Below are 18,406 nucleotides of genomic sequence, written 5' to 3' on the forward strand. Positions count from 1 at the left end.
GTGGATTTACTCCTCTACCGTCGCAGGTTGGCATTGCTGCATAAACGCGTCGTGCCATAGCTGCGTAATGTGGTATTGGATTGTCTGGTTTTCGCCAAAGGCGGTGTTGGTGCGAATTTGCAAGGCGTAAGGGCGCACGGTGCCTTTATGGTTTCTTTGCCGCCAGCGGAATTGAATTTTGTCGGCAGAAGAGTGGAAGTGCGCCTGAGTCACATTGATGGGGTTTTTGTCTTTTCGCTGCCACCAGCGCTTATTGGGGGCGCAGGTATTGATCGCGATGGCGTGGGCGAGCGCATATCGTCCGCTGTAACGAATACCAATCCCCGCGACCACTTCGAGCATATGGCACCCTTCCAGTTCGGGCGTAATATCGTGCCATTCCCCGTCAGCGGGAACGGGAGTATCAATAAACACTATCCCCTTTCTTCCCTGAGAAGCGACGGTGCCGTTCACTTCCAGGGCTTGCCTCGGGGTGGCGGTATTAATGCCCACGTAGCCTTGGGGCGTCATCGACAGATTGACGGCCTGCGCGGGGGCGTTATTGTCCGCGTCCGCCCGCGTAATATCCGCTTCCGGGTTGGCAAAAATGTGCAGATTATTGCCCTGGGGGGCAAAGCCCACGTGCCACAAGGGCGTGTCGTGGTTATTTTGCTGATAGAAACTCAGAATGTGTTCCTGGTCCAGGGTTCTTAGCTGCAGCCCCGTTTCTGGCGGTTTGATAAAGCCTTCGTCAATCTGATTCACGCAGGAATCAATCAGATCCGAAAAATGCTCGGCTGACGGCATGGTGCCGTGGCGAAAATAGTTTTTTAGCGTACTTCGATTACGTTTTGCCATTATTTTGTGCACCTTTTTTATTCGAAGTCGAAGCGGGACCCACAATAAACTGCTCCCCGATCGCTAATTCGCCAATGCCCACATTCACCGGCTTGTGAATGAGGTTATCGGGTGAAATTTGAATGTAGTGATGTTCTTCGGGAATCAATAAAAACCACGGCAAAGCCGCCTGAATAGGCTGGGAGGTTGCCGCGCTGTCCTGTAGCGAATAGTCGGTATCTTCATCGATGCTGATTTTTAGCGCGGATAATGCACTGACATTAATGATATTTTCTTGCCCAAGAATAAAGGCGCTGAGTTTCTCAAGGGACAAACGGAACCCCAGGCCTGTATTGAGCGTATCCGGCTCCCAGGGGCATAATTGTGATTTAACCGCATACTCCAGCTTGCGCAACGCAGGGCCGTGGTTCACGCCCTCTTTTAGCGTGACTTTGCATCTGATCTGAATCTTTTCATACCCAGGATTGCGCACGTCTATTTGTACGTGAGCGCGAGAAATGCCCTGCAGAAAACGGCGGATGCTGAGTAAATATGAAGAATCTAACTGTTTGGGGGCGCACAGGGAGTGATCGCAAGATGTGTTGATCGGGGTCACGATGATTAAAACGTGGCCAGCAGCCGGCGCCTCAGAATAATAAGTTCGCGTCGGGAAACAGTATACGGCACCGACTTCAGGAAAGTTCTCAAGAATAAGATGTTTATAATCCCAGGGGGTGATGGCTTTGCCTTTGTGGCGCAAGGTCTCGCTGACCCGCATTTGAAAATGACGATCGCTTTCTATTTCAGGAATTTTTATCATCGGATTTAACTGGGCGATGGGAGCCAGATTTGCCCGACGAGGTATGCTTCGCCATGCAGAAAAGGAGCGTGGAGTGACACCATCGTCGGCAAGAGGAGCGCCTTTCCCCATGACTTTTACTACGTGCGTGGCGACATGCAGGCAGTCTGGATAACGGTCGATGCCTTTATTTGTACTTACACGCAGCCAGAAAAGGCCGGCGGGCATTACGCCGTGCTCGGTGTTAATGTCGTCCGGAATATCGAGCGTAACAATCCCGGTGGTGAGAAAGCTTAGCGTCGTGTCGTGAATAATCTGATTGGGGCTGAGCGCGTGCCATTCGTCATCCACCAGGTAGTACCACGTATAAAATGTCGACGGATAAGGTGTGAGTAATTTTGAACTGCCGTCAAAGACGAAAAAGAGATTTAAATAGCCGGAAAGCTCAGTGGCCGCGATGCCGATAAAGCAGTGCCCGTCTTCTTTGTAATTCGGGAAAAAGCGCGGGCGGCCGATCTGCTGGAGTTGTGTCGTTGGGTAAATAACGTTTTGCCCAAACGGATGCAGGTGAATAATCTCGCTTTGGCGGCTGTCATCGAGTGCCATGATATCCAGAGTGGCTTCCGCCGAATAATCCAAAGAAATTCGGGTCACCAAAGGCGTATAAGGCGGGTTCGGCAGCTTTCTTTTACGCTTGTTAGTCACATTATGCGTGAGCGTGTCGCTCAATAAAGGCGCATAGTCTTTATGGCCAAAGGCGGGTTCCGGGCCGGTCAGTTTTAACTTAAATAGCCCGTCACGTAAGCCTGACTGGTTGCTGTAGGGTGTTTTTGGCCAGGGCTGCGTTATCGGGGTATAGCATTTTTTAACGTCGGAGAATTTAATATGCCGATCGTGGCGCAAAGGACCCGTGGCGGGCGTAAACAAAGGTATGTGTGCCGGGCCGATCTCCACCCACTGTCCGTGACTCAAAACTTCAGAAATAAGTTGAAAACTGGCGTTGGTGTACGGATACGGATATTGCTCGTAGTGCTGTTTGAAGCCATCAGACCCTGCGGGAAGCCCGCCCCAATGCAGGTTCAGTGAGACCTGAGTCACTGACTTCCTGGCAATTTCTTCGTTGGCAATCACGGCATAAGCATCCAGATAAGGTTGTGAGCCAAATAAGAAAAAGGGCTGGGCGGTATCGACTTGCCCTTCCGGGTTAAATAATTGCAGCTGCGTCACCCCTTGAACCTGGGCGGCTACCTCAAATTTTGATAATTCGAAGTCACGGAAAATGGCGTAGGGGAAGCAATTACTCTGCCGTTTTAACGTTATTTTCAGCGATGCGCTGTGCGGGTATGAGGCATAAAGCGGAACAATTGGCGCAAAGCCGGTATCAATGTGGCATTTCACCTTAAAGCCAATCTGGCATTCAGCGGACGTGCAGGGGTGAATTTCGACATTCGGCAGCGTTTCCCATCCTTTGGCGGTGGAGGCTTCAATGTGAAAAACGCCCTGCAGCAGTTGGTAAAATGCCGCCGTGGTTGAGTAGCTGAACAACTCTTTGAGGGTGGAATACGCAATCGGGTCTTCCGTCAGCATCGGGGCTACTGTGCTTAGAATATCGCTGATATCAGATGCCGTTAACCACGGAGTACAGTAAAGCGAGCGGCGAGCCACGATTTGGCCAATAACGCGAAAAAGAAGTGTTTTACCGGATAAGCCGTACGGCATTGCCTGGCCTGGCTCGTCGGGCACTGAATGAATAAAATGCAACACCTGCAGATAAAACAGCTTATAGGCAACGTAGCTGTTCTGCGGCGGCTTTACGCGTTCAAACTGGCTAAGCTGTTCAGGCGAGAGCGTTTGGACTAAATGATCGACGCTTATTCGTGCGGCCCAGTCTTCGAATAAATGGGCATGGGTGATGAGCAATTGATTAAACACATTTTTTAAGGCCGCGATAATCTTGTCTCGATCGTTTGCCCCCAGCAGTTCTTGCGCAACAATATTCGATCTCACCTCTTTAAGATGTATCACGAGACTGACGACGCGATTACCCTGCTCCAGCGAGAATATCGGATCGGTGATGATAAGCCCCATCGGTTGCGTGTTGTCATCGGTTTTATACTGGTTTTTGAACAGATTGAATTGTTGTTCACGGGGGAAATTTTCGCCGGTAGCGTTAGCCGTAATGGCGATATGCTGGCCGCTCACCCCGCAGACAAAGCCAGATTCTTTCTCGGGTGAAACCAGCGGGTCGCGTTGCAGCGTGAGGTTGTATATATGCGAAACCTCGGCATCCGTGACTTCTATCGGCCAGGCACTGCGGTAAATAATGGGGGTAAAGTCAGGCGTTTCCCCAGGGCTAAACCCGAAGCCGGATTCAAACTGAATCGTCCTGTCGGTTGGGTTGTTTAACGAGAGTTTCAGGTATACCGGGTTGTCTGGAGGAATCTCCTTCTCCTGCTGCAGGACGCGTTGGTAATAAAATTGCAGGTGTTTTTCCGTGAAATGATTCAGGCTCTGCTGGGCACGCTCAAACAGCTTGAGGAAAGCAAAATAGAGTGCCTGTTGCGGCGCGTTTTGCTGGTGAACCAGTGCGGTCTGCAAGACCTGTTGGCTTTGCTGTTTTATTTGTTCGATGACAAAAACGATTTTTGCAAAGCAGTGGCGTATTTGTTCCGTGAAACTGCTGCGCTGTAGTACACGGGAGGCGGTGTCCAGTTTTTGCTGATCGAGATTCCATATTGTATCGAGCTCCTGCACGCGATGGCGGAAATGCTCGGGCAGGCGGGTGATAACAAGGCCGATCGGCAATGTCAGATGGGACTGATATTCGTGTAACAGGTAATATTTGAACTGATAAGCGCTCTCGGGGGTTGCCGGCAGGTGCAGATACCATTCTTGTAATCGCTTTAACAGCACAAATAAAAAATCAGTGGCTGCATCATCGCCCTGAGCCAGCGCCTGCTTGAATTGGGTTTGGATCTGCCCGGTGTGGCTGGTGGCAATGGCGGCACAAACCACAATTTCATTTTGCTCAAATAAACTGTCCCAGTGCCCCTCCAACCGATCCTGGAGGTTTCTAAAGGGCAGCGTCCGGGCAAACTGCCGCGCCCAGACAATCAATTGCTCAAAGCTGAGCTCATGGGGTTTAAGTAAGGCGGGATTAATTGCCTCATCCAGGCGCTGTTGCCGTGAAGTCATTGCACCATATCCCATTCATGGGTGAGCGGCAGCAGTTGAGGTGAGATTAACGTGCCTTCATTTAGATAGAAGGGATAAACCATATTGCTGCGGGTGTTGGTGGTTATCACGCTGTAATCGAGCTGGATGAGCAACTTCCCGGTCCGCGGTTCCGGCAGAAAATGCATCTCTTCGAGAGTGATCCGTGATTCGAAAAACAAAATGGCGTGACGAATTTCAGACTCCAGTTGGGTTAATACCGTTTGCGTGAGCTCTTCAAAGACAAACTGATGAATGCGGCAGCCGAAGTCGGGCACCATAGGTCGCTCTCCTGGCGTGGTGGAAAGCAGAATCGTTAAGCTTTGCTCAATATCCTGGCTATCCGAACTCATGACGGCGTGACGGTCCGGCCCCTGAAAATGAGGAGGGAATGCCCAGCCGGTGCCCAAAAATGCATTATCGTCGGTCATAATTATCCGGGCTCCTGATGGGCGGCAATTAGCCACCAATGATGACGGTAGGGCAACCTAAGGTGATGGTGCCCCCGTGCGTCGTGGTGTCTCCTATTCGTGCCGCCGGTTTCCCGCCAATCATGACCGTGGCCGATCCTTTAATGATGGTTGAGGGCGGTCCTACGCAGGTGCAGCTGTCCCCGATAACGGCCGCAGGCAGGCTACCAATCAATACCGTCGGCACGCCTGGGCCGATAATGGGGCCGCCGACGTGGGGAATCGGCGGCAAACCGGGCGTGGCCATCGGGCAGATCTGTAAATCGGTAATTCTGGCGGCAAAGGGCATAAGTCACTCCGTTTTTAGCTAGTTAATTTTGACCAGCGCACCTTTTACGGTGGTTATCCCTGAACAGGAGAGTTCGGCGGTGGCGTTCCCTTTGAGCGTTATGCCGGTGTTGGCCTGCGCGGTCACGTTCAAACCAGACACTTTGGCATCGCCGGTTGCCTTAATCGTGGTATTGCTGGTGGATTCAATACTGACGGCGTTTTTGGCGGACAGCTTGATGTCTTTGCTACTGCTCAGAGAAATACCGCTTTCCCCCATGACGATGGTGTTACTATTTTGATCGGTCAGGGTGATGGACTTCTCTTTATCACTCATGACGATGGAGTTTCCGTTGGGGGTGATAAATGTCATCACGCTATTTTCGTCATCAAAGACAACCTTCATCTGGCTTTTGGTCACGAGGGTTTTGATATGGTTTTCTGCCGTAAGCTCCTGCGGCATCTTATTTTTACTGCTGTATACCGATCCTAAAACGATCGGGTTGCCTGGATCCTGATTGAGGCAGCCAACAATAACCTCATCCCCGACTTCAGGAATAAAAAAGCTCCCGAAGCCCGCCGAGGCGTACCAGGTCGCTAAGCGCGCCCAAATTAAATTGGATTCACTGTTTAACGTCGGTATTTTTATTTGAATACGGTAATTTGAATCAGGATCTTCGTTCAGTTTGGTTACCACGCCAATTTGCAGACCATCTACGGGCGGCAAATAACCTGCTGCAGGCGGCGCGCCAATATCACGATGTTCAGCCGACCACATGGGAGACAGCCCCAGTTCGGCGGTGGTTACCCACTGGCCTTTTTCAATGTTGTGATGAATCGCGCCAATATAATGCGTGCCGTTATAGCGTTCGCCAACGCCGGCCAGCTCAATCAGGCTGTTGATGACGGCACTTGCGTTTCCCTGAAAAGTCACGCTGCCGCGGACTTTACTTAGCATGGCCTTCACCTGTTGGCCATTAGCCCAGCTGGTCAGTGCATCTGAACTCAGGAGGGACGCGGTTTGCAGGGTGTAATCATTGATGCCTAAAACCTGTGCTAAATCCTGGCTCGTGAAATTGCCCTGACCCGAGATGGATTGCGCTGCCCCTTTGCCCGTCACCATATCCTGCTTCGTTGAATCCCATGCAGTGGCGGTCACAGACGTAAGCTGGTTCCTGGCATCCACCTTTGCAGAAAACGCCATTAAATCCGCGCCATAAGTGACGACGAGCGCTGCCGAGCCGCTTACCGACGGTTTATCAACCGTTACCTTATTGGACTGATTGACGATCACAAAGCCATTGGCTTCGGCCCGGGTGAGCATAAAATCCCAGTCAGTGCTGTTGAACTGCACCAGTTCCGAATGCGTGTCGGCAATGCTGCCGACGGAGCCCGTCACGCCGGCATAATTGGCAATCAGGCTGCTGATGATTGCGCTGTCCGATTTAGCGAGAAAGCACTGGCTGTGTTTGGCGACAGTCATGCCTACTGCCTTGTCTTTACAGACAATGTGAAGAAATGTGCTGTTATCCGGCGTGATTTCAATGCCGTGACTAATAACGATACCTTCAAAAATAGGGGATTCATCGCTGGCGTAGCCAGCCGAAATAGAAATGATTGCGCCAGGCTTAAAGGTGTCGGCATCACTGATATCAAAGCGTTGGGCGGCCATATCACCATCGCTCAGGATGATTTCTGCCGTGGCGATATGATTGATTCGATAATCAATATTAATGGAGATAACCCCAATGGAACTGTCCATCGGGCTACCATTAACTTTAAGGGTATAGGTTGTTACGCCTGTGCTGTTGGATGAAGGAGAGATTGCCATAGTAAGCCTGATGACTAAATTAAAGGGGGAAAATAAAGTTTAGTGCCGGGTTTTATCTGCCGGGCGCTGATGAGGTCATTGGCACGAGCGACCTCGAGGTAATAACTGCTGTCGTTATAAATCTTATGGCACAGCATGGGCAGCGTGTCGCCCGCTTTAAATTCCACAATATGCGTTAAATCCGGGGAGGATTGTTTCTTTAACGCGCTTTTTTCTTTTTGCGTCAAAAATTTGGTAAAGCTCAGCGAGACCGTGGCGCGAAGCGGATTACCGGAGGAATCAAAAAGAGAGTAATTAATGCTGATAGACGTCAGGCGACCCCTGAAGCTGACGGACGCGCCCCACGTGATGAGAACGGGATAGGGTTCATGCTGTTCACCGTTGTAGGCGTAGGTCACTTTTTTTAGCGTGGCCAACTGCTTTTGAACGGTGCTGGTGCTTGTGTTGCCGGTGACGCCGGTGCCATCCAGTAACAGTTCGAAGTCCAGTTTTTCGCTCTCGTAGCCTTTGAATGCGGTTTTCGGCGAGAGATCCCCTTGCTGTTGCAGGCCCGTATTGGTGTAAGAAATACCAAAGTTGTGCTTAATGCTATTCGGGTTCAGCGTCGCCGAAAATGTCTGTGCCACGTTTCCGCTGGAGGTAATCGATTTTATTGTTATTCTTTCCATGCCGCATGCCCTTTAATAAAATTGCCTATCTTTCTCTCGTCTCATTTACGCTAACAGGGCGATAAGCAGAACCATTACCGGACGGTTTTTCGTCCGCGTCACGATGCGATTCATTTGCATTGGGTGATGGGTTTTTACCGTCATCGCTGATGGTCTTTGACTTAATAACAAGCTGTTTTATTTCGACTGGCACAGTTATAAGTTCCTTTGTAAACGGTTAAAGCAGATTTCAATTTCTTCTATGGCAATGTCGTTCTTGGTTGCGTTGAAGGGTTCCATTTTCAACTTGACCGGGTACGCATTGGATGCCGTCCAGCTTTTGCAGGTCATGCCATTTTCATTGAGCAAATTGATCGACACGCTCTTGGTCGAGATCGGTTTGGACAACTGATCATTGACGATGCCAAGACACCAGGCGAGCAGCTGGGATTTTTTTTCCGTTACCGCTCGCTTTAATGTCAAATTGCTATTTTTAATCGACTTAGGCAGGTGATAAACCAGATTGTTTCCGCCTTCGATGTACTCTTCAGTGTCTATCTGGAATTCCAGCCCGGAAACCTCCTGAAAAGCCGTATCGCCAGCGCATCCACTGATCGAAACGCTGAAGTAGAAAGCCGGCAGAGGCCATTCCCCATCTCCCTGCGTCCCGCCTTTGCCTTTTATTATTTCCATCCGATCACCTTGCACCCTGTCAGAGGAAATAAGGCTTTACACCAACTAAGCGTAAAACCTTATTGTGGCCAGACATTAAACGGAGATTTCCATTCCCTCATGGGCAAGTTCAATACTTTCAACGGCGACCTCATTACTGTCTGACTTTAGGTCGGTGCCGGTAACTTTTGTTGGCCAGGCATTTTTTAATTTCCAGCTCATTACCGGAGCGCCGCTTTCATCCAATAAGTTAATGGTAACTGCGGTACGGGCGATGGTGTTCATTTTTATTTTTGAATACCAGGTGTAGAAATTATTATCTCCCTTAAAGATGCCTTTCTTGAGGGTGATATTGCCGGTTTTTATCAATCCAGGCATTTTTATGGTTGAAAAGACGGGGCTGTTGCCTGCCCGGTATTCAATCGGTTGTGCTTCAGAATCAAGACCGGATACTTCCTGAAAGGCTGAAACCATCCCGGCACCGGCGCCGCCGTCCCACTTCACTTCGAAGTGGAACTTTGGCATCGGCCATACTGTTTCTGATTGCGCTGAACCATCATCTGCCATGGGGATTCTCCTGGAAAACTGTCCACGTCATATTCGACGATATTGAATGCCAACCACATCGGAACACGATGGCGGTTTCTACGATTCCTGCATTTTTTGCTGGAAGGTGATTTCGATAAACTCGGCCGGTCTGGCGATTGCCACTAGCACGGTGATCCGCAAAATACCTTCCAGAATATCGTTGGCCGTCATCGTCTTACCGAGACCGACGCTGACGTTGTAGGCTTCGCCTGGCGTGGCACCGGCTAAACCGCCTCGCTTCCAGATGCCGTACAGGAAGTTGCTCAGCATGCTTTCCATGGAAACCCAGGTGTTGGCGACGTTAGGCTCAAAAACATAGGCTTTCGACGCCAGTCTGATCGACTCTTCCAGCATAATCATCGTGCGTCTGACGTTGATATAGCGCCAGTCGAGGCTGTTGCCATCCAGCGTTCTGGCGCCCCAGACCAGCGTGCCTTCGCCGATGAAGGGGCGAATAGCATTAATAGATTTGCCCTGAGTGGTGACGTTTAAATCTTCTTGCTCATCGTCGCTGATATTCACCGTGGGTGAGACTACGGCGTTAACGCTGACGTTGGCAGGGGCCTTCCAGACGCCACGGGCGTTATCGACCATGGTATAAATCCCGGCCATTGCCGCGGAAGGCGGCAGGATGTTTTGCTGGAATTTAATATCCGCCATGATGGTCTGGTAGAGCGGGCTGATATTGAAAAGAATTTTATGTAAAAGCACCGCGTCCGCCGGGGCAAGTTCGGTACTTAGCTTAGCGATTTCATCCAACATGGATTGTTTGCGGGTTGCTCTGAGCTTGTTCCCACCGGTGCTGAGTTCTTCCGGCGTCAGGCCATCGAGATCGCTGAACGATGCCGCAACCTCAGTGTTCAGAAGCTCCGTCAGTTTGTCTAAATTACCGACGTTGAGAAAACTGACATCGCTGTCCTGCACGATGGACGTGTTGAGCCAGGGATAATAGGCAGAGGCATAATCGAGATAATTGGTGCCCAGTTTGGATCGGAAATTTTCCACACAGTCCCCGTCCGGGTGCTGCCTGTCTTTATACCCGTTCCAGACATCTAAAATGGCCACGCGGCTTTTCATTTTACCGCCGCAGTGGCCCAGCATGGCCTGCTCAACGTTGATGCAGTCATCCTCTGCCAGCTGGATGGCTTCTGGAATGAGCAGCATAGTCGGTTCAGCTTCTTTGATGAGCGGGTTAATCCCTTCTTTTAATACCCCGGCATCAATAGTGTCGGTGTAACTGCCGACGGAAATGATATAACAAGCCCCGCCGCCATTTTGAAAGAAAAATAGCATGCTGTAGTAAAGGTGATGTCGGGTATTGGTCTGTGAGATCTGATAGGTTTTATCAGCCTGCTTAAAGGCCTCTCTGACATTGTCGTCGGCAGGTGTTTTTATTTCGGCGATTTCAAATATATGCTGGGGTTCTCCGCCAAAATATTGCCGGTATTCTGACATGGAAGTAATCCGCCAGGGCTGATTACTTAGCGATTTACCGCCGTTGACCGCTTTTTCTGTGTATCCAATAAACGCGGGAACCGATGTTGCCACTTCAACAACAGAGTTCGGAAATGCGTTTTGCTCAACAATATATACACCCGGAGTTTTCATTACGCCCATGATTTGGACCTTCAGGTAATTGAGTGGCAATCATGCCCAACTGTTAACACAGGAAAAAGCAATGTTAAGAAAGGCATTCAATAGGAACTGTCTGACTTTTGCTTAGACTGGTATAGCGTTTGCCGTGTTTACTGTCAACAGCCGTTTTAAATAAAACGCAATGGCCCGTTTTATGGACAATGAATTTATACTTTTATGACATTGATAAGTTTTTTTAACTATAGAGGTGCGGGCCAAGAATATATTTTAAAAAGCTGATCGACTTCAAATAAATTAGGGTGCAAGGGGGTTTTAGCGATGCTTAAATATGAATGCTTATGCTTAAATTAAAAGATTTGTTGGCTTTAAAGGTGTTAGCTGACATAAATATGCGAGGTTAAATGTCCCTCACCGTCGATAAATATTGTTGACATACTGTCAGACCTGGGGAAAGGCAATGATTTTATCATTGTTTTATTGTCCTGCAATAAGGACAGCGATGTCGTATAAACCTTCTGTAATGGCATTTTATTTTTTGAAAGGAATACCCGGGCAGTTTTATCGGCGATTTGCTCTGTCGGTTTCTCCGTGAAGTCCGGCAGACTATCAGTTGGGCAAGTAATACTGAGTGCAGGCTTAGCGTTCAGTGAGAAAAAATAATACTTCCAGTAAGTCGAGAGGGTGTTGAACTGCACGGTAAGGAGTTTTTGCCCTGACGTAAAACATTCTTTTGGGATATGAATGTTAAGAACGCCTAATAAGTTGTGGTCATAATGAGTGAGAGCCTGCGGGAGGCTTTCTCGATTTGTCCAGTTTTCTGCAGGGGTACTCAACGTTGCGGATTGGGCGAAGCTGACGTTGATATTTGTGATATCAAACGTGGCGGGCATGTTTGTCATGCTTCTGAGCGTGGGATCCTGGCTGATGAGAAAAAAGGTTAAGTGAAAATCATTGATTAAATCGACTAAGTCAGCCAAGAGTGCCGGGTCTGCAATAAGATGGATAACACCCGGTTTCGCCTTTATAAGCATACCGCACTGTTTGAGCAAAAGGGCAGTTTCACCTTCGGGCAGAACGTCTATCGGGGCCAGCGCATTTTCATGTGTGTTGTAGTATTCATGCCTGACGCTCACGGTCAGGAAAGGCTTATAGTCTGTCATTTAGCGGTCTCTTTTGCTCAGGGCGGTATCCGTCAGGCGGATATTGCCTGCCTGGGAAAGGATAGATTCACTGTCCGGCACCAGCGCTCTTACCCGGTAAATACAGGACGGCAGATAGTGTGAGCCAAATATTCCCCACATGTGATTTAACTGTTCACCCGGTATAGATTCCAGCTCCATATTGATCTGTTCAATATTTTGGGGCAGATCAGGGGAGTTCTGCCGGGTGAAGCTGTTGTGACGATTGAAAAAGGCGAGCAGGTGAGAGAGGACTTTTAGGCCATCGGTATAATGGCTGGTGGTAAAGTTTGCCGCGACGGTGACCGTCAGGGTGATAAAAAGGGGTTTAGAAGACAGCGCCGTTCTGCTCCCGCCCAGATTGCTATCCTGCCGAAGGCTTTTGGAGAAGACATCTTTTTCAATATTGCTAATAAAAATAAGGATCTTATTCTGTATTTTATCGGTTCTTGAACCGTCGAGATCTGTCGGCGGGGAGACAATCACCAGGTCAGTAGATAACTCGAAGGTGTTTTTTATCGACTGGTTCATTCTTTCTTTTAAGTAATCTAAGCAGTTATCCAGCATAAGATGTTCCTGATCGAGAATAGAGCATTACGGTCGGCAGAGGGACCCTATAGCTATAACGCATACGCTAAGTTTTTTACAACTTTAAAGGGGGGCTGTAGGTTTTTGTCATACGGACTACAGTGTGTAAGGAATGCGTTGTCGTTCTAAAACCCTGTCACGAAAGTGCTTACCTAAAAAGGTTTAAGATATGTATGCACAAATGAAAAAGTCGAAAGAGAATAAAAATAGTGCCGTTGCCGCTTCTGTTGCTCAGAAGAAAGGTAATGGGAAATATCCTTTTGGGTTTGTGGATAATCGATCTGCGGCGGTTGCATATAAAAAACCGCAAGGACAGGTGAATAATGGCCCTCAACGCACTCAAATTCCGCAACTACAGCTTATGACCAATGTAAACGGAATTCCAGTGAGCCAACGCGCTGGCGTTATACAGCGGGTTCAGACCGTTACTATTACCAATAATGTCGATAATTACGACAGTGGGTGGTTACAGGCTGAAACACAACGTAGAGGGGTAGAATCCGGGCCAAGGGCTGAAGCACAAACCGTGGCGAATATCGTTGGAGGAACCTGGGTTGGGGGACACATGGTTAATGATGCCCTTGGCGGTGGAGGAGGGTTCAGTAATATTGTGCCCATTACGTCCTCAATGAATAATCAACACCACACTATAGAAAATGCTGCGCAAAATATCGTAGGGAATATTGGATCAGCCTACGAGGTCAGATATTATATGAATATTTTGAACCGTACTAATTATATCGTCACCCCCAATAATGATCGTATAAACAATCTTCCCGATCAATTTCAGCAGCGTTACACCTTCAGAACAAAAGAGGTGCAAGCCGGTGGAACCACTAGTCGGCCGATAGCTTATCAGGCACCTGGGCCCATAACTACGGTAACAGGGAGCGTGCTCAACATGCATGTGTGACGCCTAAAAGCAGAGAGACCATTGAAATGATTGAGCCGATAGGGTTTTTCTTACGGCACAGGCAGTGCGGCATTGGGTATCGGTGAGCATAACGGGGGATTGTTTAATTATTATACCGTCATTGCACTCACTAAAAATGAAGATGGAAGAATGTTGTACTCATCCATGTACTCATTTTTGACAGCGTTGTTACGAGATGAGTTGAGACATTATGAAATGAAAAATCCACGCAATAGCGTGGATTTTTTAGGGTTTTTCCGTTGCTATGAGATTCAAAGAAACCTCATGAGACAACAAGTTTTATTTAGACGTTGAACAAGAAGTTCATCACGTCGCCATCTTTCACGACGTAGTCTTTACCTTCGGCGCGCATTTTGCCGGCTTCTTTTGCGCCTTGCTCGCCTTTGTAGGTTATGAAGTCTTCATAGGCGATGGTTTGCGCACGGATGAAGCCTTTTTCGAAGTCGGTGTGGATTTTACCCGCCGCCTGTGGCGCGGTCGCACCGACAGGGATGGTCCAGGCACGTACTTCTTTCACGCCAGCGGTGAAGTAAGTTTGCAGGTTCAGCAGCTCGTAGCCTGCGCGGATCACGCGGTTCAGGCCCGGCTCTTCCAGACCCAGCTCGGCCATGAACTCTTCACGGTCAGCGTCGTCCAGCTCGGCGATGTCGGATTCGACGGCAGCGCAAACGGCAACCACGACGGAACCTTCACCTGCGGCGATTTCGCGGACTTTATCGAGGTACGGGTTGTTTTCAAAACCGTCTTCGTTAACGTTGGCGATGTACATGGTTGGCTTCAGGGTCAGGAAGCTCAGGTATTTGATTGCCGCTTTATCTTCTTCGGTCAGGTTCAGCGCGCGCAGCATGCCGGCGTTTTCCAGCTGTGGCAGGCATTTTTCCAGCGCGGCCAGCTCGGCTTTAGCGTCTTTGTCGCCGCCTTTGGCCTTCTTCTGCACGCGGTGAATAGCGCGTTCACAGGTATCCAAGTCAGACAGCGCCAGCTCGGTGTTGATAACTTCGATATCGTCAGCCGGATCCACTTTATTATTTACGTGGATGATATTGTCGTTTTCGAAGCAGCGCACCACGTGGCCGATAGCTTCGGTTTCACGGATGTTGGTCAGGAACTGGTTGCCCAGGCCTTCGCCTTTAGACGCGCCTTTCACCAGACCGGCGATGTCCACGAACTCCATGGTGGTCGGCAGAATACGCTGCGGTTTAACGATTTCGGCCAGCTTGTCCAGGCGCGGGTCCGGCATTGGCACAACGCCTGTATTCGGCTCGATGGTACAGAACGGGAAGTTAGCCGCTTCAATACCCGCTTTGGTCAGCGCGTTGAACAGAGTGGATTTACCAACGTTCGGCAAGCCGACGATACCGCATTTGAATCCCATGGTTTAAATCACCTTAATTGCTTGATAATCAATGAATTTTAACGTTTTCATTGAAAAAATGTAGATAACTTTGCGCATTATACACTTAAACCGCCGTCAGCGGGCGTGGAAATCCTTTCCGCCAGGGCGGAAGAAGGAATTATTGTGCTTTAAAGGCGTGCAGACGATTGGTCGCTTTTGTCAGGCCTTCTTTCAGCCAAACCTCGGTGCAGCGCGCCGCTTCGTCGACGGCATCGTCGATCAGCTTCTGTTCGCTAACCGGCGGTTTGCCGAGCACAAAGCCGACAACTTTGTTTTTATCGCCCGGATGACCGATCCCTACGCGTAACCGGTGAAAGTTCGGGTTATTGCCCAGTTTGCTGATGATGTCTTTCAAACCGTTGTGCCCGCCGTGGCCACCACCCAGTTTGAATTTTGCCACGCCCGGCGGCAGATCAAGCTCATCGTGGGCCACCAGAATTTCGTCCGGGGCGATGCGGAAGAAAGTCGCCATGGCGGCAACAGCTTTCCCGCTGAGGTTCATAAACGTGGTCGGAACCAGCAGACGGACGTCTTCGCCGCCAAGATTAATGCGGGCGGTATAGCCAAAGAATTTCGCTTCTTCTTTCAGCGACTGATTGTGGCGTTCGGCCAGTAAATCCACATACCAGGCTCCGGCATTATGGCGGGTCGCTGCATATTCAGCGCCTGGGTTGGCCAGGCCGACAATTAATTTGATGCTCACGTTTAAATTCCTGAAAACCGTTCACAGCCGCGTAGTTTACTGCGCGACGGCGGCGTTGACAAAGCGCAATCCCCGCGCCGACACATTCTTGAATAGTTGACGATCTGAACCATTAGAATTTCAAGTAACTCAGGTGCTTATTTGTAAACTTTTGTAGAGCTTTCGTTCGTAATTGTGATCGCCCACGCACATGCTCTTTAGGGGCATTGTCTATACTTTAGTCACAAGGATAGGGGATGTTCCCCACCGACCCGTAATATTGCGGAGGTGACATATGAAACGCAGAAACGCTTCGTTACTCGGTAATGTCCTCATGGGATTGGGACTGGTTGTAATGGTGGTCGGCGTGGGCTATTCGGTTCTGAACCAGCTCCCGCAGCTGAATCTGCCTCAGTTTTTCGCCCACGGTGCCGTGATGAGCATTTTCGTCGGGGCCGTACTTTGGCTTGCCGGGGCACGTATCGGTGGGCGTGAACAGGTCTGCGACCGTTACTGGTGGGTTCGCCACTACGATAAACGCTGTCGCCGGGATGAACATCATCGCCACAGCTAATATTTAGCAGATTTGAAGAAACGGCTCCTTTTCAGGGGCCGTTTTTTTTATGCTTAACGGGTTGACCCTCACGTAACGTGAGGCTGCACACTCCCTCTCAGCAGAAGCCAAAAGGAGCAGGACATGTTGTTCAAAGTCGGGGAACTGGCAAAGCGTGCTGGCATTACAGTACGAACGCTACACCACTATGAAGCGATGGGCCTGTTGCTGCCTTCTGCCCGCACCACTGCGGGTTATCGACTGTATAACCGGCAGGATATCACCAGGCTGCACCACATCCAGGCGCTGAGCCGGATGGGAATGAGCCTGAGTGAGGTGCGCGACTGTCTCGAACGTCGGGCGCTGTCGCTCCAGGAGATCCTGGATTCGCAGATCTCAATGCTGGATGGCCAGCTGGCGGAAATCGCCGTGCTGCGCCAGCGGCTGGTTACGCTACGTGACACTTTGCGCAGCGGCGCAGAACCTGACCTCGAGGAATGGCTGACTACGCTGGAGTTAATGATGATGTACGATCGCTATTTTTCAAAAGAAGAGTTACAGCGCCTGCCTTTTGCGCAGCCTGATAGCCGCCGTGACGAGGAATGGAAGCAGCTGGTAGAGGAGGTGACCGGGCTTAATGCTCAGGGCGTGCCGCCAGAGGATGAGCAGGTGCAGCGGCTGGCGACGCAGTGGATGGAAATGCTGGAGCGTGATACGGCGGGTGAACCTGACTTTTTGGTTCGCCTGAACAGAATGCATCAGGCCGAGCCTGACATGGCCCGGCAGACCGGGATCTCTCCGGCCCTGACCGACTACGTGACCCGCGCATTCGGCCACAGCAAACTGGAGATTTACCGGCGCTACCTCAACGAGGAGGAGTTTGCCTTCACCCGCCGCCACTACTTCGATCGTATGCAGGAGTGGCCGCCGCTGGTGGCCGCTGTGCGTAAGGCCAATGCGGAAGGGATGAAGCCTGATTCAGACCAGGCACAGCAGCTTGCTCGCCGCTGGCTGGAGCTGTTTCAGTCGTTTGCCGGGACTTCACCGCAGACGCAGCAAAAGTTCCGCACCGCAATGGCTCAGGAGCCCGAACTGGCCAAAGGAACCTGGATGACGCCGGAGGTACTGAGCTGGCTGCAGCAGGCCATCGGCGCTATGTTCCAAGCCGCTGGACTAAGAAATCAACCAGGCTCCTGACCCGCAGAGAGAGATGGCGGGCGTGAGGGTAGAGTAAAATAAAGGGACGTGAGGTGCCGCCGTATTCCGGCAGCACCTCAACCAGCGTCCCGTCGGCCACATCCTGCTCCAGGATGAACCGGTAGGTCTGAATCAGGCCCGCACCGCTTCTTGCAAGCGTCACAATCCCCAGCACATCTTCCGCGCAGGTAAAACTGCCACGGGTAAAAATGTCAGTGTCTTTGCCGTCGATGTTATACGTCCAGGGCACTTTTCGTCCGGTGCTAGGCAGTTCAAACTGGATGCACTCGTGCTGATTCAAGTCGTCCAGCGTTTTCGGTATTCCCGCCCGGGCTAAATAGGCCGGTGAAGCGACCGTGATCAGCTCAGAGTCTTCGAGCTTGCGGGCAATCAGCGATGAGTCCGCAGGCGAACGGCCTCGAATAGCTATGTCGTAACTTTCATCGGCAAAGTCGATGTTGCGGTTGCTGATGTGAACCTGCACCGACACGCGGGGGTAAAGCTTTCTGAATTCCGGCAGCAGCGGCAGCACGCGATAATGAGCGTACGGAGTAGGGAGGCTGATTCGCAGCACGCCTGCAGGTTCTATCTGCGCGCCCGTGACTTCTCGCTCGGCTTCTCTGAGCTGCTGCAGCGCCTGCTGGCATTGAAGAAAGTAGCGCTCGCCGCTTTCTGTCAGCCTGATCTGGCGGGTGGTGCGCACGAACAGGCGTACGCCCAGGCGTTCTTCAAGGCGGGCAATAGAACGGCTGACCGCCGCAGGCGTGATCCCCATAAAATTGGCTGCCGCGCTGAAGCTTAGCTGTTCTGCGGCCTGGCAAAACAGCTCCAGCGTGCCGATCTGCATCTCTTCGAAGTGGCGTCTCATCGCGGGCGATCCCTTTTTATTTGTTACATCAGGTATCTTGTCATGTTACGGATGGCTAATTTATCGGTCATTATGTCATAAGTATAGTGAGCTCCACATTCACCCACAGGA

Annotated in this window: 17 protein-coding genes; 3 read left to right on the forward strand and 14 right to left on the reverse strand. The window is 50.5% G+C overall.

Annotated elements, in window-relative coordinates; translation table 11 throughout:
- Window positions 1-6: 6 nt before the first annotated feature.
- The 11 genes from CNE01S_RS01045 to CNE01S_RS01095 all read right to left on the reverse strand — a co-directional run bounded on the left by CNE01S_RS01045 (window position 7) and on the right by CNE01S_RS01095 (window position 12,644).
- Window positions 7-837, reverse strand: a complete 831-nt coding sequence (locus tag CNE01S_RS01045; protein ID WP_061272410.1) for a hypothetical protein — start codon at window positions 835-837, stop codon at window positions 7-9.
- Window positions 824-4,810, reverse strand: a complete 3,987-nt coding sequence (locus CNE01S_RS01050) for a baseplate J/gp47 family protein (RefSeq protein ID WP_061272412.1) — start codon at window positions 4,808-4,810, stop codon at window positions 824-826. The genes CNE01S_RS01045 and CNE01S_RS01050 overlap by 14 nt, the downstream gene beginning before the upstream one ends.
- Window positions 4,807-5,259: a GPW/gp25 family protein gene (locus CNE01S_RS01055; RefSeq protein ID WP_061272414.1), complete on the reverse strand. Its 453-nt coding sequence runs from the start codon at window positions 5,257-5,259 to the stop codon at window positions 4,807-4,809. The genes CNE01S_RS01050 and CNE01S_RS01055 overlap by 4 nt, the downstream gene beginning before the upstream one ends.
- 28 nt (window positions 5,260-5,287) lie before the next feature.
- Window positions 5,288-5,587, reverse strand: a complete 300-nt coding sequence (locus tag CNE01S_RS24215) for a PAAR domain-containing protein (protein ID WP_072279070.1) — start codon at window positions 5,585-5,587, stop codon at window positions 5,288-5,290.
- Between the two features lie 18 nt (window positions 5,588-5,605).
- On the reverse strand, window positions 5,606-7,396 hold the full coding sequence (gene vgrG, locus CNE01S_RS01065; protein WP_061272416.1) for a type VI secretion system tip protein VgrG: 1,791 nt from the start codon (window positions 7,394-7,396) through the stop codon (window positions 5,606-5,608).
- A 14-nt stretch (window positions 7,397-7,410) separates the two neighbouring features.
- On the reverse strand, window positions 7,411-8,064 hold the full coding sequence (locus CNE01S_RS01070) for a CIS tube protein (protein ID WP_061272418.1): 654 nt from the start codon (window positions 8,062-8,064) through the stop codon (window positions 7,411-7,413).
- A 195-nt stretch (window positions 8,065-8,259) separates the two neighbouring features.
- The gene (locus tag CNE01S_RS01075; RefSeq protein WP_061272420.1) at window positions 8,260-8,736 is read right to left on the reverse strand and encodes a phage tail protein; all 477 of its coding nucleotides are present in this window, start codon (window positions 8,734-8,736) and stop codon (window positions 8,260-8,262) included.
- Between the two features lie 75 nt (window positions 8,737-8,811).
- Window positions 8,812-9,282 (reverse strand): phage tail protein, encoded by a 471-nt coding sequence (locus CNE01S_RS01080; protein ID WP_061272422.1) that lies wholly within the window; start codon window positions 9,280-9,282, stop codon window positions 8,812-8,814.
- A 78-nt stretch (window positions 9,283-9,360) separates the two neighbouring features.
- Window positions 9,361-10,920, reverse strand: a complete 1,560-nt coding sequence (locus CNE01S_RS01085) for a phage tail sheath family protein (RefSeq protein ID WP_061272424.1) — start codon at window positions 10,918-10,920, stop codon at window positions 9,361-9,363.
- A 353-nt stretch (window positions 10,921-11,273) separates the two neighbouring features.
- Window positions 11,274-12,059 (reverse strand): hypothetical protein, encoded by a 786-nt coding sequence (locus tag CNE01S_RS01090; protein ID WP_061272425.1) that lies wholly within the window; start codon window positions 12,057-12,059, stop codon window positions 11,274-11,276.
- A complete protein-coding gene (locus CNE01S_RS01095) occupies window positions 12,060-12,644 on the reverse strand; it encodes a Pvc16 family protein (RefSeq protein WP_061272428.1) in 585 nt (194 codons plus the stop codon).
- A gap of 190 nt (window positions 12,645-12,834) precedes the next feature.
- Between CNE01S_RS01095 and CNE01S_RS01100 the strand changes: the two genes are divergently transcribed.
- On the forward strand, window positions 12,835-13,578 hold the full coding sequence (locus CNE01S_RS01100) for a hypothetical protein (RefSeq protein WP_061272430.1): 744 nt from the start codon (window positions 12,835-12,837) through the stop codon (window positions 13,576-13,578).
- Between the two features lie 304 nt (window positions 13,579-13,882).
- Here CNE01S_RS01100 and ychF read toward each other — a convergent pair whose 3' ends face one another.
- Window positions 13,883-14,974, reverse strand: coding sequence for a redox-regulated ATPase YchF (gene ychF, locus CNE01S_RS01105; protein WP_061272432.1), 1,092 nt, complete (start codon window positions 14,972-14,974; stop codon window positions 13,883-13,885).
- 139 nt (window positions 14,975-15,113) lie between these two features.
- Complete coding sequence (pth, locus tag CNE01S_RS01110; protein WP_008454164.1) at window positions 15,114-15,698, reverse strand: aminoacyl-tRNA hydrolase; 585 nt, start codon at window positions 15,696-15,698, stop codon at window positions 15,114-15,116.
- Window positions 15,699-15,972: 274 nt separating this feature from the next.
- Here pth and ychH point away from each other — a divergent pair, with 274 nt between their 5' ends.
- Together ychH and CNE01S_RS01120 are read left to right on the forward strand one after the other, a co-directional pair.
- On the forward strand, window positions 15,973-16,251 hold the full coding sequence (gene ychH, locus CNE01S_RS01115) for a stress-induced protein YchH (protein ID WP_038482363.1): 279 nt from the start codon (window positions 15,973-15,975) through the stop codon (window positions 16,249-16,251).
- Between the two features lie 123 nt (window positions 16,252-16,374).
- Window positions 16,375-17,427, forward strand: coding sequence for a MerR family transcriptional regulator (locus CNE01S_RS01120; RefSeq protein WP_061272434.1), 1,053 nt, complete (start codon window positions 16,375-16,377; stop codon window positions 17,425-17,427).
- Here CNE01S_RS01120 and CNE01S_RS01125 read toward each other — a convergent pair.
- Entirely contained in the window at window positions 17,384-18,295 is a 912-nt protein-coding gene (locus CNE01S_RS01125; protein ID WP_061272436.1) for a LysR family transcriptional regulator, read from the reverse strand. The two genes, CNE01S_RS01120 and CNE01S_RS01125, sit on opposite strands and share 44 nt — an antisense overlap.
- Between the last annotated feature and the right edge of the window lie 111 nt (window positions 18,296-18,406).

The organism is Cedecea neteri NBRC 105707 = ATCC 33855 (genome assembly GCF_001571265.1).
Lineage (GTDB): Bacteria > Pseudomonadota > Gammaproteobacteria > Enterobacterales > Enterobacteriaceae > Cedecea > Cedecea neteri.

Bases quoted from the DNA above. Each gene is read 5' to 3' on its own strand.
- CNE01S_RS01080 (WP_061272422.1), bottom strand. From the start codon at position 9,282: ATGGCAGATGATGGTTCAGCGCAATCAGAAACAGTATGGCCGATGCCA.
- vgrG (WP_061272416.1), bottom strand. From the start codon at position 7,396: ATGGCAATCTCTCCTTCATCCAACAGCACAGGCGTAACAACCTATACC.
- CNE01S_RS01090 (WP_061272425.1), bottom strand. From the start codon at position 12,059: ATGACAGACTATAAGCCTTTCCTGACCGTGAGCGTCAGGCATGAATAC.
- CNE01S_RS01095 (WP_061272428.1), bottom strand. From the start codon at position 12,644: ATGCTGGATAACTGCTTAGATTACTTAAAAGAAAGAATGAACCAGTCG.
- CNE01S_RS01085 (WP_061272424.1), bottom strand. From the start codon at position 10,920: ATGGGCGTAATGAAAACTCCGGGTGTATATATTGTTGAGCAAAACGCA.
- CNE01S_RS01055 (WP_061272414.1), bottom strand. From the start codon at position 5,259: ATGACCGACGATAATGCATTTTTGGGCACCGGCTGGGCATTCCCTCCT.
- CNE01S_RS01120 (WP_061272434.1), top strand. From the start codon at position 16,375: ATGTTGTTCAAAGTCGGGGAACTGGCAAAGCGTGCTGGCATTACAGTA.
- CNE01S_RS01125 (WP_061272436.1), bottom strand. From the start codon at position 18,295: ATGAGACGCCACTTCGAAGAGATGCAGATCGGCACGCTGGAGCTGTTT.
- ychH (WP_038482363.1), top strand. From the start codon at position 15,973: ATGAAACGCAGAAACGCTTCGTTACTCGGTAATGTCCTCATGGGATTG.
- CNE01S_RS01070 (WP_061272418.1), bottom strand. From the start codon at position 8,064: ATGGAAAGAATAACAATAAAATCGATTACCTCCAGCGGAAACGTGGCA.
- CNE01S_RS01100 (WP_061272430.1), top strand. From the start codon at position 12,835: ATGTATGCACAAATGAAAAAGTCGAAAGAGAATAAAAATAGTGCCGTT.
- CNE01S_RS24215 (WP_072279070.1), bottom strand. From the start codon at position 5,587: ATGCCCTTTGCCGCCAGAATTACCGATTTACAGATCTGCCCGATGGCC.
- CNE01S_RS01075 (WP_061272420.1), bottom strand. From the start codon at position 8,736: ATGGAAATAATAAAAGGCAAAGGCGGGACGCAGGGAGATGGGGAATGG.
- CNE01S_RS01050 (WP_061272412.1), bottom strand. From the start codon at position 4,810: ATGACTTCACGGCAACAGCGCCTGGATGAGGCAATTAATCCCGCCTTA.
- ychF (WP_061272432.1), bottom strand. From the start codon at position 14,974: ATGGGATTCAAATGCGGTATCGTCGGCTTGCCGAACGTTGGTAAATCC.
- CNE01S_RS01045 (WP_061272410.1), bottom strand. From the start codon at position 837: ATGGCAAAACGTAATCGAAGTACGCTAAAAAACTATTTTCGCCACGGC.